The organism is Zwartia sp., from assembly GCF_049655405.1.
GTDB lineage: Bacteria > Pseudomonadota > Gammaproteobacteria > Burkholderiales > Burkholderiaceae_B > Zwartia.
In genome coordinates, this window is record NZ_JBASJR010000008.1 from 242,490 (window position 1) to 258,156 (window position 15,667).

Annotated in this window: 14 protein-coding genes; 6 read left to right on the forward strand and 8 right to left on the reverse strand. The window is 43.0% G+C overall.

Annotated elements, in window-relative coordinates; all coding sequences use genetic code 11:
• Positions 1 to 15: 15 nt before the first annotated feature.
• Positions 16 to 1,815: an ABC transporter ATP-binding protein gene (locus WBJ47_RS05115; RefSeq protein WP_422245912.1), complete on the reverse strand. Its 1,800-nt coding sequence runs from the start codon at positions 1,813 to 1,815 to the stop codon at positions 16 to 18.
• 101 nt (positions 1,816 to 1,916) lie between these two features.
• On the opposite strand from WBJ47_RS05115, the gene WBJ47_RS05120 reads away from it, so the two are divergent.
• From WBJ47_RS05120 to WBJ47_RS05145, 6 genes are all read left to right on the forward strand, one after another.
• Entirely contained in the window at positions 1,917 to 2,843 is a 927-nt protein-coding gene (locus WBJ47_RS05120) for a hypothetical protein (protein ID WP_422245910.1), read from the forward strand.
• A 4-nt stretch (positions 2,844 to 2,847) separates the two neighbouring features.
• Complete coding sequence (locus tag WBJ47_RS05125) at positions 2,848 to 3,834, forward strand: FkbM family methyltransferase (RefSeq protein WP_422245909.1); 987 nt, start codon at positions 2,848 to 2,850, stop codon at positions 3,832 to 3,834.
• Positions 3,835 to 3,836: 2 nt separating this feature from the next.
• Complete coding sequence (locus tag WBJ47_RS05130; protein WP_422245908.1) at positions 3,837 to 4,874, forward strand: hypothetical protein; 1,038 nt, start codon at positions 3,837 to 3,839, stop codon at positions 4,872 to 4,874.
• An 82-nt stretch (positions 4,875 to 4,956) separates the two neighbouring features.
• Positions 4,957 to 5,706, forward strand: coding sequence for a class I SAM-dependent methyltransferase (locus tag WBJ47_RS05135; protein ID WP_422245906.1), 750 nt, complete (start codon positions 4,957 to 4,959; stop codon positions 5,704 to 5,706).
• Complete coding sequence (locus WBJ47_RS05140; RefSeq protein ID WP_422245904.1) at positions 5,703 to 6,587, forward strand: alpha-1,2-fucosyltransferase; 885 nt, start codon at positions 5,703 to 5,705, stop codon at positions 6,585 to 6,587. The genes WBJ47_RS05135 and WBJ47_RS05140 overlap by 4 nt, the downstream gene beginning before the upstream one ends.
• Before the next feature lie 25 nt (positions 6,588 to 6,612).
• Positions 6,613 to 7,611: a glycosyltransferase family 2 protein gene (locus WBJ47_RS05145; protein ID WP_422245902.1), complete on the forward strand. Its 999-nt coding sequence runs from the start codon at positions 6,613 to 6,615 to the stop codon at positions 7,609 to 7,611.
• A gap of 150 nt (positions 7,612 to 7,761) precedes the next feature.
• On the opposite strand, the gene WBJ47_RS05150 is transcribed toward WBJ47_RS05145, so the two are convergent.
• The 7 genes from WBJ47_RS05150 to WBJ47_RS05180 are packed head-to-tail and all read right to left on the reverse strand — an operon-like array spanning position 7,762 to position 15,552.
• The gene (locus WBJ47_RS05150) at positions 7,762 to 9,714 is read right to left on the reverse strand and encodes a polysaccharide biosynthesis protein (protein ID WP_422245901.1); all 1,953 of its coding nucleotides are present in this window, start codon (positions 9,712 to 9,714) and stop codon (positions 7,762 to 7,764) included.
• 12 nt (positions 9,715 to 9,726) lie between these two features.
• Positions 9,727 to 10,287 (reverse strand): sugar transferase, encoded by a 561-nt coding sequence (locus WBJ47_RS05155; protein ID WP_290241852.1) that lies wholly within the window; start codon positions 10,285 to 10,287, stop codon positions 9,727 to 9,729.
• Positions 10,287 to 11,255 carry a UDP-glucose 4-epimerase family protein gene (locus tag WBJ47_RS05160; protein WP_290241853.1) on the reverse strand — a complete coding sequence of 323 codons (969 nt, stop codon included), beginning with the start codon at positions 11,253 to 11,255 and terminating at the stop codon, positions 10,287 to 10,289. Before WBJ47_RS05160 ends, WBJ47_RS05155 begins: the two co-directional genes overlap by 1 nt.
• Positions 11,256 to 12,392: a non-hydrolyzing UDP-N-acetylglucosamine 2-epimerase gene (wecB, locus tag WBJ47_RS05165; protein WP_290241854.1), complete on the reverse strand. Its 1,137-nt coding sequence runs from the start codon at positions 12,390 to 12,392 to the stop codon at positions 11,256 to 11,258.
• A complete protein-coding gene (locus WBJ47_RS05170) occupies positions 12,385 to 13,395 on the reverse strand; it encodes a polysaccharide biosynthesis protein (RefSeq protein WP_422245898.1) in 1,011 nt (336 codons plus the stop codon). The genes wecB and WBJ47_RS05170 overlap by 8 nt, the downstream gene beginning before the upstream one ends.
• Positions 13,396 to 13,401: 6 nt before the next feature.
• On the reverse strand, positions 13,402 to 14,310 hold the full coding sequence (locus tag WBJ47_RS05175) for a dTDP-4-dehydrorhamnose reductase family protein (protein WP_290241856.1): 909 nt from the start codon (positions 14,308 to 14,310) through the stop codon (positions 13,402 to 13,404).
• Between the two features lie 21 nt (positions 14,311 to 14,331).
• On the reverse strand, positions 14,332 to 15,552 hold the full coding sequence (locus WBJ47_RS05180; RefSeq protein ID WP_424585250.1) for a glycosyltransferase family 4 protein: 1,221 nt from the start codon (positions 15,550 to 15,552) through the stop codon (positions 14,332 to 14,334).
• Between the last annotated feature and the right edge of the window lie 115 nt (positions 15,553 to 15,667).

A 15,667-nucleotide genomic window follows, 5' to 3' on the forward strand; every position in this document is an offset into this window, starting at 1 on the left:
AACGCACAAATCGACTCAAGTTTTTAAGTGCGACTCAGTGGTTTTGACAATATCGGCATATTTAGTAATCCGTTGCACTCTCCCATTATCGATTTCGATAATTTGAGAACAGTTTTGCAAAGTGGTGATCCGATGTGCAACGCTAATTATTGTTAAGTCCGTTGATAATGCTTCGAGAGCGGACATTACGCTCGCCTCGGTTTCATTATCAAGCGCGCTTGTTGCCTCATCAAAGATGATCACGTCAGCTTTTTTGTAAAGAGCACGGGCAATGCCAATTCTTTGCCGTTGCCCGCCAGAAAGCCTTACACCTCGTTCGCCAACCATCGTGTTGTAACCATCGGGCCACGATTCTATCGAAGTTGCTAATTGTGCCTGCTGGGCACTTAGTCTTACCCGTTCGATATCTATTTGATCTAAAGGAACACCAAACGCGATGTTAGCCGCTACCGAGGTATCCGCCAGAAAAATAACTTGAGGGACATGGGCGATATGGGCTTGCCAAGAACGATAATTTGAGTCCGTAATCGCTTGGTTATCAATACGCAGCTCTCCCTCCGTTGGAATCAGGAGACCCATTAATACATCCAATATGGTGCTCTTTCCGCTTCCTGTCGAACCGATGATACCTACCCTTGCTCCCTTGGGTATAGCGAAACTAATACCTTCTAATACATTTTTATTTTGAGTGGGATAACGAAAAGATACTGTATTGAGCACGATTTGTTTATAAAACTGTAGCGGCTTAGGGGTAATCTCATCCGCATGAGCAGGTAGCGGCTGCTCCAACAGGGTTATCGCATCCTCAAGCAAGGCTTGACCGCCTTTCATGCCAGACCAACTTGAATAAGACTGCTGCAAGATAGGAAGTAGACGCTGCGCACCCAAGGCTAAGGCACCGAGCAAAGGAACTGCACCCGCTACACCCTCAGCCCGACTCGCGAGTGCATAAGCAAGAAAAGCGATCAACACAATGCCAAGTGCTTCAATTGCAAAGCGTGGGCTATTGCTAATAATACTGATATTCGCTTGGGAGGCACGAAAAGACAAATCTGCTTTTTTATAGATATCACAATAAACATTTTGTGTGCCATCAAGTAAGACGTCTCGGATCCCACCCAAACCTTCTTGTAAAGCTTTAATAACCTGGGCAGAAGATTCGTTCAGTCGGTCGCCCTCGCGTTTAAGCCTTTTCTTAACAAAGAAAATGACGCATCCGTAAATAGCACCAAAACCCACAAATGCGGCCAATGCTACAGTGGGTTGTAAAGCGATCAAAGTTGAAATGATCGCAACGAGCATTAAAAACGAGCTTGCTAACACCAAAACAGGCACAATGGCACAATGCACGACATTACTCGCCTTGCCTGAAATGCCTGCAATTAACTCGCTACTATTACGAGAGATTTGTACCATGTAGGGCTGATAGAGGCTGCGGCGGTAAATGCTTATGCTGAGGTCGGCACCCACGCTATGACTAATCCGCGTCTGCGCCCAAAGTAATAACAACCTTAAGCCACCTGAGGTCACTGCAGCGGCAGAAAATAGTATTGTCAAGGGCAACAAAAGACTTTGGGGGTCTGTAATATTTGCATATTGCGCAACTGCGCGAACAAAACCAACTTCAAATAACCTCTCAGGCGCGGTTAGAACAGCCAAAAAGGGCAGTATTGCCCCGATACTGATCATTTCCGCTAACGAGCAAACGATCATTAGTAAAAACAGTACTGAAAACTGCTTTCGCCTTTTGTCAGTAATATGCGGCCACAAGCGCTTTAAAAGGTTTAATAATGACGTGTTGGTAGGATTTAGCATTACATAGTGCCCTAGGTTTAGCGCAGACTCAAGCAAAAAACAATCATTGCTTGATGGGTTTAGTTTAACAGGCGAGTCCCGCCAACGTTATTGGCATCACAATGCAAATAAATTTTTTTACCGTTTCTTTGCCGGAAAACATACCGACGCTAAAAGTATCTCTTGAGCAGATCAATAATTTTTATCAGTCGCCACCCTTTACTATTATCTGCCCTGACGTTTCAGTGCATCAATTTACTGAAAGCCTTGCTAGATTTGATAATGTTCAAATTTTGTGTGAATCTTCGATATTAGACTTAGCGGATTTTAAGATGCTTGTTAGTCAATATCTCACATCGCTTAATTCCCCCATTGAGATAAATAATCGACTCAGTTGGTATTATCAGCAAGCATTAAAACTAGCTTTTGTAATGAGCCAACCACTCGGATGTTTTCCCCTTGTCATGTGGGATGCCGATTCAATCCCAGTAGAAAAGATTAGGTTTTTTAATAATAATCATTCAATCTTGTACGGATCGGCACTTGAGTTTCATCTCCCATACTTTCAAACGATGCAGAAAATATACGGAGCGCTTCCCCAAAGATTTTCGGCTTTCACTATTCAATTTTTCACCTGTACCGATCAAGAATTGCTATGTCTTCGTGAGCGTCTCCAGCAATTCCTGCCCCAACCAGAAAACGCTTCGGTTGCTGAATGGGTGTCCCAAATTATCATTCAAAGTGTTTACAATACTCATCAGACTTTTGAAGGATCTCTTTTCAGCGAGCAAGAACTTGTAGGTCTGTCTCACATGTTAGCGAACGGTGAACGACAGCGCACCCTGACTTACCTTCGTTGGGGATTTAGTGGTCTCGTCAGTTCTAGGCAAATGCGTTTAATAAAACTATTAGGTTTTAAACATATTACCTTTGAAAAGGTAGAAAATATCTTATATAAAAAACAAGGCTGGATCTCTTTATTGATTTTTATTGCCAAACAGATTTATCGACAAAGGTTGCGACCCCTTATCGCGCCAATATCCAGGTAACTACATGCCTCAGACCCGTAATATGTTGTTGACGCGAATTAAGAGTTTCTTAAAAAAAATCCCGTTTCTGATTGCTATTAAACGGCACCTCTGGCTAGGCACGTACAAGTTGGCGAAAATAGTATTTGCCGTCCTCAGGTCAGCGATTTGGGCGCCGCTTTTTCGTACTCACACACTACGTGAATTGGTGTTCGACACAACACCGACTTCGGAGTTGTTGTTGGCGAATACTGGCAAAGAGGTCTTTGTGATTTCAGCACAAGACAGATCCATCAGTAGAATGATCTATTCGCGAGGAGTCAAAGACTTTGAGAGCGTAGAGCGTGTCGTTAAACTACTGGCACCAACACATCAAAAAAAGCTGCTTATTGATATTGGTGCCAATATTGGTACGATTTGCATACCCGCCGTGAAGCGCGATTTTTTTAAATATGCAATCGCAGTCGAGCCAGAGCCGTTCAATTTCTCTTTGCTACAAACCAATATCCACCTCAATGAATTGGCTAAAGAAATTACCACTCACAATATTGCGCTTGGAGAAAGTGCAGATCAAGAAATACTTTTTGAATTGTCAGAGACCAATTTCGGTGATCATCGGATACGAACTTCAGATAAAGCAGGACTCCATGGCGAAAGCACAAGAAAAACAGTTTCAGTAAAGTCTGAACGCTTTGACGATTTATTTCCTGACCTAGACCCAAATGAGACCTTGATTTGGATAGATACCCAAGGGTACGAGGGTTATATCTTAGCGGGGGCAAGTTTGAATTTAGTAAAGAATATTCCCCTTGTTGTCGAGTTTTGGCCTTATGGAATGAATCGAAGCGGCTCGTTTCCAGCATTGAAAGCTTCTTTACTCGGCAAGGGATACACTTCTTTTTATGATCTTGAGACCCAAGACGGTCCGTTGCCTTTGACAGAAGAAAACCTTCAGAATTTGTATACCAAAATTGGTATCACGAGTGGCTTTACTGACCTGTTGATTATTTAATCATGCCACTAACTGACGCTTGCGCGATCGTTAAAGACGCCTCCGCTTTCAGCTTACCTAGCGATAAGACACCACCATTAGTTTTTGTTTGGCTGGGGGATAAGTTTCCTGGCTGGCTTTCTGCTGCCTTAGCCATGAACAGTAAGCTTTGCGGAATCTCGTGCATTTTGATTTCGAGTAAATTGGCAGGACGTCTGCCGTCAGTTGAGCAGCAAATATTTATTGAAGATTTTTATACGCCACCGCGTGAATTGAATGTACAAATGGGAAACGTGAGCCCAAAGTTTCGGGGAGGCTTTTGGATTAAGACAACCGAGCGTTTTTTTGTCCTTGAACAATTTATGGACAAATTCTCTTGCCCAGCCTTGTTTCACGCAGAACTCGACAATCTTATCTTTGATGTGTCGTCGCTGGCACCAAAATTAGACTCTTTCGGGAAAGGGGTCTTTTGTCCTCGCGACGCGTTGGATCGTGGCATTGCTTCACTTGTTTACATCAACGAAGTAGATGCCTTGAGAGATATGCTCTTGCAGCTATCGCAGAACTCTACACTCTTTGCGAACGACATGGAGCTCTTGGGTCACATGCTCCAATATTCAACTAAGTTTTTTTCGCTACCAACTGAGAATGCATTTAATAAAGGAACATGCCCAGGCTGGTCTTCACTAAGCGTTGATAAGCTCGGGGGGATCTTTGATGCTGCTGCATTAGGTCAGTATCTTTTTGGAATTGATCCAAAAAATAGTGGCGTGTTTTTATTTAACTTTTTTGAAAACGAAAATAAGGGTTGCAACTTAAGTCAGCTTAAATTCACCCCAAAGTTTGCAGATCGTGCGTTTTCAATTACGAACCGAGAGCACGATCTTACTTTTAATGTCTACAATCTACACATTCATAGCAAGCAGTTTTTGCAGTTACAAGACTCGGGACGCTTTAATGACGTATTAAAAAAGGCAAACATGGGCGAAAAAAGCCTGATAGCCATTAATATTTTGCAAAATAGACTGTTTAGATCAATCCAATCCAGACTAATGCGATAGGCAACTGGTCGTTTTCACGGTTATTGAGTCAACACTATTTCTTACTTTGAGATTTATTATATTTAAAGGTTTAACTTATTTAATGAACTCAGTTGCCATAAAAATCCTCAGACGTCTCGGTGTTCTTGATATCACAGCGTCACTGTTGCGTGGCAGAGTTTCTATCTCAGGCAGGCTCAAGGCTGACACTTATCCAAACATCAATGCCTTAATCGACGAGCATTTTACAAAGTATTCGACTCCCGATCATCCTTGTAAAGCGACGCTGACCTTGGCACTAGAGCTGTTAAATGAACAACCTGCTTTGATTGCCGAAACGGGCTCATCTGCCTGGGGCACCAACAGCACATTGCTGCTTGATTCTTATTGCAACAGTTTTGGTGGCTCCTGCTACAGCGTCGACATTAGACTTGAACCAATGCTTCAGTTGCAATACATCACATCGAACCGAACACGTATGTACTGTGATGACTCGGTCACATTTTTAAAAAACCTAGCACTGCCCAGCGATAGTGCAAAGATTGATCTTCTTTACCTCGATTCTTGGGACGTAAATTGGGCTGATCCGATGCCCAGTGCCATTCATGGTCTTAATGAGTTTTTAGCCGCAATGCCCAAGCTGAAGCCAGGCTCACTCGTTCTGATTGATGACACGCCCAGGGATCTAGCGAATGCGACAAAAGCCCATCCAGGTGTCGCCAGAGATTTTCAAGCATTTTTCGATAGATTCGGATTCGCACCGGGCAAAGGCGCTCTCGTGAAGCAAATGATCCAATCAACGGGTCGCGGCGAGGTACTAGCCCACGAATATCAACTTTTACTTCGACTATGAAGGTAATTCCTCGTATTCTTGGTGGGCTAGGTAACCAGCTGTTCTCTTATTGCGCAGCGCGGCGCTTAGCTCTCGCAAATAACGCTGAGCTCGTGCTGGATAACGTAAGTGGATTTCGCTACGATCTCGAATATCAGCAGAAGTACCAGCTAGATCACTTTCATATACAGGCCCGTTGTGCCACTGCTTCCGAGCGACTTGAACCGTTCTCACGCATTCGCCGCTATATCAAGAGAAGAGTCAGTCGCAAATCTTCGTTTGAAGAGCGTCATTATATTCAACAAGAAAGTAACAACTTTGAACCTAGACTATTGCAAGTGAAGTTGTCGAATACTGTTTACCTTGAGGGATACTGGCAAAGTGAGGGCTACTTCAAGGATATTGAGCCAATCATTCGATCAGACCTGAAAATTATTTCGCCTAATGACTCTGTCAATTTGTGCATGGCAGCTAAAATACAAAACTGCGTTGCAGTAGCTGTTCACGTCAGATTTTTCGATGCCCCGACCAGTTTGAGCGACAACAACGCACCTCATGAATACTACAACAAAGCAATCTCCATGATTGAGGCGTTTGCACCGAATGCGCATTACTTTTTATTCTCTGACAATCCAACCGCGGCGCGAGCGTTGATCGCGTTGCCCGATACTAAAATCACGCTCGTCGTACATAATCGCGGTGACGCTAACGCATATGCTGACCTATGGTTGATGTCGCTTTGCAAGAATTTCATTATCGCCAACAGCACTTTTAGTTGGTGGGGTGCCTGGCTGGCTGAGCACCAGAATAAAAAGATCTTTGCGCCGAGTTTACAGATTCGTGAGGGTAAAACTGCATGGGGGTTTGATGGACTGTTGCCAGACAGTTGGATAAAAGTCTAGGCCCTCTATCGAGTTACATATCACTATGCCCAGAATCTCGATCATCATGGCGTGTCACAATGCTGAACAATTTGTTGGCGAAGCAATAGAGAGCGTTCTTTCTCAAACCTTTGCCGATTTTGAATTGATATTTATCGATGACTATTCGATAGATCAAAGTTTGGCGATTGCGCGCTCGGTTGCCAAAGGAGACGTTCGGGTAAAAATTCACGCGAACATACAAAACATTGGTGCAAGTGCTACGCGGAACCTGGCGTTAGGTTTAGCTACAGGTGAGTGGTTGGCAGTTTTGGACGCTGACGACGTGTTTATGCCAACAAAGTTAGAAAAACAAATCGCTGCCATCGATAATGGCGATCCCCGACTGGTGTTGCTAGGCACAGGTTGCCACATCATTGATCGAGACAACAAAATCCAATCAAGCCATCTATATCCAACAAGTTCGGCAGTTCTAAAAAATCGCCTGATTGGGCACGTACCTTTTCCACCGCACTCCTCTCTCATGTACCGAGCTTCGACCGTCAAAGCGCTTCATGGATTTAATGTACGGTTCTCACATGCAGAGGACTTAGATCTTTGGCTTCGTTTACGCAATCACGGGACATTTGCATGCCTCAAAGAGCCTCTTATTAAATATCGTATCCATGAAAATAATGCATCAAGCTTTGCTGAAAGGAAAGGTTATATTCATTTAGACTACGCGACGGCGGCTAGCGTATGCGAATTACTCAGAAATCAAGGCCTACCTGATCCGTCTAATTCTAACGATGAAATTATTTGGAATAATTTTTTAGCCTACATCAGCGAGCAGGTTAAGCGTTCAAAAATGATTGAATACAGAGATTGGAAAAAATCATGGCGCTCTGCCGAGTTTGTGTGCAAACCAAAGTCGGTTCAATACCTTAGTGTGCTGAAACAAGCCTTGATTCATCCATCTAAGATGTGGAGACTTCTGCGGGAGCACATCGATGGCAATCAGGTCGCCTCGATCAGTTTCAAAAACTGGGTACGCAAATCCCTGTAATGAGGGTCTTGCTCTTTAGTGAATATTTTGAGCTAACGAGCCTAGAGGTGACCGGCTTTATTTAAAGTATGGCCGAGCTGAGAGTTACTCATCTCCTTAAGATAATTCTACGCCTGGGTCAAATTCGCCTGCAAGAGGATTACCTTTCACTTAATGCCACCTTGGGTCAGTTTGCTCAAGTGTGATCCAGTCAACTATCTTGCCATCAGGAGCATAGCCTGACACCAACTCGACCAATATGGCTCTTAGCGCCACGATATCGTTTTTATCCAAGTCAGATTTCAATAACTCGAGTTTTGTTTCTAACTCTTGCCATGGAAGGTACTCTTCATGAGCCTTCATAATCCTTGGATGTGTCGTTATTTTTGGATTCTCGCCAATCAGAAGCTCTTCATATAGCTTTTCTCCAGGGCGTAAACCTGTGACTTGAATATCAATATCCCCATCGGGGTTGTCAGCACTTCTTAACGTTAGGCCGGAAAGCTCAATCATTCTCTTTGCAAGATCGATAATTTTTACGGGCTCACCCATATCTAAAACAAATAAATCACCACTCTGAGCCATAGCGCCAGCCTGAATAACTAGCTGTGCAGCCTCGGAAATCGTCATGAAGTAACGGGTGATTTCAGGATGGGTAAGAGTAATAGGCCCTCCATCACGGATTTGTTGACGAAATTTTGGGACAACTGAACCAGAGGATCCAAGGACATTGCCAAAACGGACCATCGAAAAAGTAGTGCTTTGAGCAAAAGTATCTAGGCTATTGCAGTTAGACATTTGGGCCATTGCTTGCAATATCATTTCGGCAAGACGTTTACTGGCTCCCATGATGTTCGTGGGGCGGACAGCTTTATCTGTACTAATCAAAACAAAATTAGATACGCCATGAGCTACAGCAGCCTTGGCAACGGTTAATGTGCCTATGACATTATTTTTTATGCCCTCGACAGGATTATGTTCAACGAGCGGAACATGCTTGTATGCGGCAGTGTGATAAACAGTATCCGGCTTCCACGTATGCATGATTTCACTCATACGTACGGTATTTTGAACGGATGAAAGTAAAGGAATTATTTCGACATTTGAATGTGTAGCTGCAGAAACGAGTTCCTGATGAATTGTATAAAGAGAATATTCGTTTTGTTCGATCAATAATAAAACCGAGGGATGGAGTTTAAAAATTTGTCGACAGATTTCACCTCCGATGGATCCACCCGCTCCAGTGACGAGAACAACCTTAGCACTTACGTGAAGATTTAATAAGGCGTCATCAGGTGCGACCATTTCACGACCAAGAAGATCATCAATATCCAACTCAATTAAATCAGATGTACTTACTCTACCTTGCGCTAACTGCGTGACGCTTGGAAGCGTGCGAACAGAAACACGCGCTTTGAGCATCTCGTTGAGGATTTCATTTCGCCTTTTTCGATTAATTGAAGGTAACGCCAGTAAGACATCACTAATGCGTAATGAAACAATTATTCTATTCAAATCGGCTGGGTTATGAATGGGCAGTCCGTTAATGACATGCCCATGAAGTCGCAAATTGTCATCTAAAAAGCCAACGACACGCATTTCTTGACTGTTTGCCATTGCAGCAGCAAGCTGTTGACCAGAAGTGCCGGCACCGTAAATTAAGACTCTCGGCAAGGAAGATCTTTTGAGTAAGTTCTGATACGCACCACCAAGAAAATAACTTGCAATGGCGCGCGATGCACCAATAGCCAAGAGGAGCAGGATAGGCTGTATTAATCCAACTGTTCTAGGAATACCGTCGAAACTAATAGCAGTAAAAATAGTTGCATACACCAACCCATATAATGCAGTGGCTTTTGTGACAGCCTTGAGAGCTGGCCATCCGGAATATCGAAAAATGGCGCGATACAAACCCCAGAACATGAATATTGGCAGCGCCAAAGCGATAGAAAAAATGGCTGCTTTGATTGGAGGTCCGGAAAGAGAAACAAATTCTCCTAAACGTAAATAAAAAGCGAACCAGACTGTTAATACGCAAAGACAAGCATCCACGGCGACAACTACCAGGCGTTTCGCAGCGCGAGGTAATTCAAGAATGGAGGATGTTGCACTTGTGCTGAGCATAAAAATTGCCAATTAGTGAGAGATGCCGTCACGGCGCAAAACTTTTTGCGCCGTTAACGATAGTATTAAGATATCAAAACGCACTGATTTACGTCTAGCATACTCTGCGTCAAGTGCAACTTTTTCAACGATAGGAAGTTCGTCCCGCCCGTTAACTTGTGCCCATCCTGTCAAACCGGGCACTAATTTATGGATGCCATGCTTTGTGCGTAACTCAATCAAATCAGTTTGGTTGAAAAGTGCCGGTCGTGGACCAACAAAGGACATGTCACCAATCAGAATACTCCATAACTGAGGGAGTTCATCAAGACTACTTTTCCTGATAAAAGAACCAACTGGAGTTAAAAAATCTGTTGGATTCTGGAGTAAGTGAGTGGCAACTACCGGTGTATCGATACGCATGCTTCTAAATTTTGGCATGCGAAATAATTTATTACCTTGACCCACGCGCTCGCTAAGATAAATGATAGGCCCTTTAGATGTTAGTTTTACTAGTAAGGCAACTATAAGCATCGGTAACAATAAAACTATCATGCTTAGTAGAGATAGAAATATGTCAAAAAAACGTTTCATTAACTTGCCTTCATAAAAAGGAGCTCCAAACCTTCGCGGGTATTCATGCAAGGTCTCCAATTTAGGCGTTGTGTCGTTTTTGAAATATCCACTTGCAAATTTCCAAGTAGTCTGTCGGTGAGGGATTTTTTTCCAAGGAGACGTGCGAAAAATCTCAACAATATAGGGGGTATGGGTAGTAGCCTTGGTCTCTTACCCATTGCGTTGCTTAATGCAATAAGAAGGGTTGTGGTGGAGATATCTTCTCCGTCACTCACCATAAATATTTCATTTGCGGCAGCAGGATGATCAACACAGCATATAAGAAGATCTACCAAATTATCGAGGGAAACGAAGCTACGGCGATTATGCAAAACAGCGCCTAGTGGTAATGGAATCCCCTTAGATATCAAGCGTATCAAACTTAAAAAATTTGCTTTAACACCGGGTCCATACACAAGTGGTGGTCGAATAATAACCAACTCCATACCCGTTTCATTCGCGATGACTTGTAATCCGTATTCAGCTTCCATTTTTGAAATGCCATAAGCATCTTTTGGATCAGGCGTGTCATCGGGGGAAAAAAAATGATTTGCTGTGGTTAATTCCCCGTTTACTTTTACAGAACTTAAATAAATGAACCGCCTGACACCCTTGGCTGCAGCTTGGCGTGCAAGATTTAGTGTGCCTTCAACATTGATGGCGCGAAACATGCCAAGAGAATCTGCTGATGTTTCATTCATGACATGGACTCTGGCAGCGCAATGAATAATGACTTTTACATCATCTAACGCGGCATCCCATTGGGTCGTTGAAGCGAGTGCAAGATTAAAGTGCCTGCACGGCAGATCATGCATGAAATTTTGATGTGTCGTAACGACAATGTTGGAAGGATCGACAAATGTTAGTAGGCGTGAGGTGAGCGCCTTGCCAATAAAGCCAGAAGCGCCAGTTACTAGGATTCTTGAATTGTGCATAACTGCAGTCATTTAATGTTGCACTTTATGCCAAACCCTGCGGTTAACAAAGTCTGTATAACTTTGTATGATTCTGACGATTTTGTCAGAAACATTGTCGGGCGAATAGTCAGCGACAAGCCTTAACGATCTGTCATCTCCGCGAGACTGTTGTTCGAGAACAGCGAGGCCCTGCATGACACGATCGATATCTAGGCCTACAAACATGACCGCGGCTTCTTCAAAGCCCTCGGGACGCTCATGTACCTCGCGAAGGTTGAGTGCAGGTAGATTTAAAATCGAGGACTCTTCAGTGATTGTCCCACTATCAGACAAAACTGCTCGCGCACCTTGTTGTAGATGAATATAATCCAGAAAACCAAAAGGTTTTTGAAACTTTACAAGCGGTGCGGCAACCAGACCGGCTTCCTCAATGCGTTTACGCGTTCTTGGATGCGTTGAAACAATCACAGGTAAATTGTATTTTTCAACGAGCTTGTCTAACAATAAAAATAATTTACGCAGATTTTCAAGAGAATCAACGTTTTCTTCTCGATGAGCGCTGACTAAAAAATACTGTTGCTCTTGTAAGTTTAACGTCGACAGGACCTGTGATGCGTTGATTTCGGAGCGATAGTATTCAATCACCTCACGTAATGGACTGCCTGTTTTAATAATTTGATCTGCTGGAAGACCTTCGCGAAGGAGGTAGTTTCGCGCAATTTCACTATAGGTAAGATTGATATCCGCGATATGGTCTACGATGCGACGATTAATTTCTTCGGGGACACGAAAATCAAAACAACGGTTACCTGCTTCCATATGAAAAATTGGGACCTTGCGGCGCTTTGCAGAAATAGCTGACAAACTGCTATTGGTGTCGCCCAAAATCAAAATAGCGTCCGGTGAGTATTTTTCAATGAGATTGTCGGTAGCAATAATAATTTGACCTATTGTTTCGGCCGCGGTCTCTCCAGCTGCCTCCATAAAAACATCAGGTTTTCGGATGGCAAGCTCAGAGAAAAAAACTTCATTCAACTCATAATCATAATTTTGACCTGTATGGACAAGAAGATGATCAAAAAACTGATCAAGTTTTGGAATGATTCTTGATAGACGAATGATTTCTGGCCGCGTTCCAACTACTGTCATTACTTTGAGTTTATTCACCGATTGCCTCCTGAATCATCGGCAAGCTTAGTAAAACATCTTTCACTTGTTGAACATTCAGTCGCTGTGTATTGTGCGAGGTGTAATCATCAAAATTAGCAATTTGTGTTTCACCTTCTACAAAATATTTGTCATAGTTCAAATCTCGTGCATCTGCAGGGATTCGATAGTAATTATCAAGATTTTCAGCTCTTGCCATCTCTTCCCGTGATACGAGTGATTCATACAGTTTTTCACCATGTCTTGTACCGATCACTTTAATTTCACTTTTGTTAGGAAATAATGATGTCATGGCATGAGCAAGATCTCCTACCGTTGAAGCAGGCGCCTTTTGAACAAAAATATCGCCTGGACGCGCATGCTCAAAAGCATATAAAACCAGATCGACCGACTCTTCAAGCGACATTAGAAATCGCGTCATATTCGGGTCTGTCACGGTGATTGGCTTTCCTTGTCGTAGTTGATCAAGAAAAAGAGGAATGACTGAACCGCGCGAAGCCATGACATTGCCGTAACGTGTCGCAGACAACACGGTTGTGGCGGGATCACACAACCGAGATTTTGCCACCATGACTTTTTCCATGAGCGCTTTGGATATGCCCATTGCATTAATTGGGTACACAGCTTTATCAGTGCTAAGTAAGACGCAACGGCTCACACCCTGGTCAATTGCAGCTCGCATCACATTTTCAGCGCCCTGAACATTGGTGCGCATGGCCTCCATCGGATAAAACTCACAAGAAGGAACTTGCTTGAGCGCAGCCGCATGGAACACAAAATCTACGCCTCGCAATGCGTCGTAAATACTGTCGTACTCCCGAACATCTCCAATATAAAATTTTAATTTGTCATTTTTCTGATGGAGACGCATATCCTCTTGTTTTTTTTCGTCACGACTAAAAACGCGAATTTCGGCGAGGTCAGAATTGAGAAGTCGACTAAGTACGGCATTTCCAAATGATCCGGTACCGCCAGTGATTAAAAGAATTTTGTCTTTAAACATTTGTTTCTAGCCCGTAGGATCATTTAAATGGAATGCATGCTGGCGACGAATTAACTCTGCCCAGGAAGGTGGTTTGTAACCGGTCAGATTTCGGAACCTACTTGAATCAAGAGAGCGATCAATGACAAGATTTTCATCGGGCTCTATCACGATAGATTTTTGATAGATTTCAGCAATTAGACTGAGAAGATCAAATTTATTGATTGGGGATGCAGAAACGTGAAAGACGCCATGCAATTCAGGACGTGGAATAACATAGTCTCTGATGACTGTTGCTAATTCAACTGTGGGTAGTCCCGAGAATAAGGCGCGTTTGTAACCTTTTACAGAACCTGATTGTGATAAAAACCATCCGACCAAACCATGAGCACTTTGCATTTCGTGACCAATAATTGAGGTTCGGAGGGTGATAGCGTTTGAATAATCTACTTCACCAAGTAATTTGCTACGGCCATATAAATCTTGTGCATCAGGATTATCATTTTCTGAGTACATGCCACGCGAACCGTCAAAAACGCAGTCGGTACTGATATGAATGAGTTTTGCATCGACGAGTTTGCAAAGTCTCGCAAGCCTATGGGGAAACAAAGCATTAATTGAAATGCTACTAAAGGGATCATTTGCTTCCTTTAGTTGTTTGACTAACCCAATACAGTTAATCACAATGTCAGGTGTTGTTCTCGCGAGTAGTTGAGTAAGAGCATCAATGTTTTCTACATCGATCCCCCAAACTATATTTTGTTGCAACTCCTTAGGCAGGTAGCTTTTGACGCGATCAGATCTAGCCATTCCTGAGAGAGTAAATTTTTGCGTGTCTTGAGAAAAGACACGAAAGATTGCACTACCAAGCATCCCCGATACACCTAAAACAAGGATTTTCGTTTTTAAGTTTGTCCCGACGGATTTGGAATGCATAATCAATATGAGGCTATTTAGTTATTTATTAGTTAAAACTAATTCAAAATGTTTTTTTAGGTTTTCAGCTAGCGTGTTGGGCTCAAAGTGAGACTCGTAAAATTTGAGACCTGCATTGCCCATTTCCTTTAGTGTTTCTTTTGGTAATTGGTATAAAGTCAGGATACGTTGAGCAAGTTCAGGGGCATTTTCGGCCTCGCATGCTAAACCTGCGCCTGCTTGCTCAATGATTCTTGCACCTTCGCCATCTAGGCAGGCGATGATAGGCTTACCGGTTGCGAGATATACCTGAATTTTACTAGGTACTGTTTGACTCATGATCGGATTTTTTGACAAGCTCACCAGAAGTGCGGAGGCCTGATTCAATATGCCAGGCATTGCTTCAACGGGAAATCTTCCGGGCATAACAACGTTACTAATGTTTCTTCGCTGAATTTCTGATGCGAGCCATGCGCTCAAACTTCCGCTACCAACTAAAATAATTTTAATTTCAGGATAGGACAATAGAATTTGAGCGGCGCTGATGACTGTATCGAGCGCCTGCACTGTTCCGAGATTTCCTGCAAAGACGACGTTGAAGCCATCGTCTAGATGCAAGGCAACAGTCTGAGAGTTGTCAAAGCTAGCAAAAGCAATTTCACCTGGGTTTGGATGATAGCGGACTGGCGTTGTTCCGGCCATTTTTTGTACCGAAGGACTAAATGCCTGCGACTGGACAAGTAACAAATCACTTTTACGGTAAATCCACCTCACAACACTAGAAACGGATGCTAAAAGAAATTTATTTTTAACAAAGCCAGTTGCTTCAAGACTTTGAGGCCAAAGATCCTGAATCCAAACAACTACTTTAGCCTTTTTAATTTTGCCTATTAATAGGGCACCAATTGCTTGGATGATGGGAGACGGCGCATAAACAAAAATAATGTCAAATTGCTGGCCTTTCAGTAGCATTGGGCCAATGAGCGATGTGCTGAAAACAAATGACAGATAGTTAGCAATTAATCCAAATGCTCCGGCCTTACCGCGAGCAGCAAGGGGCACACGCACAATCTTGTAGCCAGTTTTGTGCAACTCTGATCCAAAACCAAAGGCTCGATATCCTTTGAAAACCTTGCCTTGTGGATAGTTCGGTTGTCCAGTCAATACAGTGACTTGGCATCCAACGGCAATTAATGACTCCACAACTTCGTTTATACGAAATGATTCGGGCCAAAAATATTGAGTTAAAACTAAAACCTTCATGTTTGACACTGTTTTGCGTATGTATTCGGTGAATTAAGATGTTTAATATCAAGATCGATATTAAGGATGTGCATAAGAATATTTTTATGACTACGTCTCAAGACAGACTGATGCC

Coding starts and splice junctions, on each gene's coding strand:
- WBJ47_RS05115 (WP_422245912.1), bottom strand. CDS start 1,815: ATGCTAAATCCTACCAACACGTCATTATTAAACCTTTTAAAGCGCTTG.
- WBJ47_RS05120 (WP_422245910.1), top strand. CDS start 1,917: ATGCAAATAAATTTTTTTACCGTTTCTTTGCCGGAAAACATACCGACG.
- WBJ47_RS05125 (WP_422245909.1), top strand. CDS start 2,848: ATGCCTCAGACCCGTAATATGTTGTTGACGCGAATTAAGAGTTTCTTA.
- WBJ47_RS05130 (WP_422245908.1), top strand. CDS start 3,837: ATGCCACTAACTGACGCTTGCGCGATCGTTAAAGACGCCTCCGCTTTC.
- WBJ47_RS05135 (WP_422245906.1), top strand. CDS start 4,957: ATGAACTCAGTTGCCATAAAAATCCTCAGACGTCTCGGTGTTCTTGAT.
- WBJ47_RS05140 (WP_422245904.1), top strand. CDS start 5,703: ATGAAGGTAATTCCTCGTATTCTTGGTGGGCTAGGTAACCAGCTGTTC.
- WBJ47_RS05145 (WP_422245902.1), top strand. CDS start 6,613: ATGCCCAGAATCTCGATCATCATGGCGTGTCACAATGCTGAACAATTT.
- WBJ47_RS05150 (WP_422245901.1), bottom strand. CDS start 9,714: ATGCTCAGCACAAGTGCAACATCCTCCATTCTTGAATTACCTCGCGCT.
- WBJ47_RS05155 (WP_290241852.1), bottom strand. CDS start 10,287: ATGAAACGTTTTTTTGACATATTTCTATCTCTACTAAGCATGATAGTT.
- WBJ47_RS05160 (WP_290241853.1), bottom strand. CDS start 11,255: ATGACTGCAGTTATGCACAATTCAAGAATCCTAGTAACTGGCGCTTCT.
- WBJ47_RS05170 (WP_422245898.1), bottom strand. CDS start 13,395: ATGTTTAAAGACAAAATTCTTTTAATCACTGGCGGTACCGGATCATTT.
- WBJ47_RS05175 (WP_290241856.1), bottom strand. CDS start 14,310: ATGCATTCCAAATCCGTCGGGACAAACTTAAAAACGAAAATCCTTGTT.
- WBJ47_RS05180 (WP_424585250.1), bottom strand. CDS start 15,552: ATGAAGGTTTTAGTTTTAACTCAATATTTTTGGCCCGAATCATTTCGT.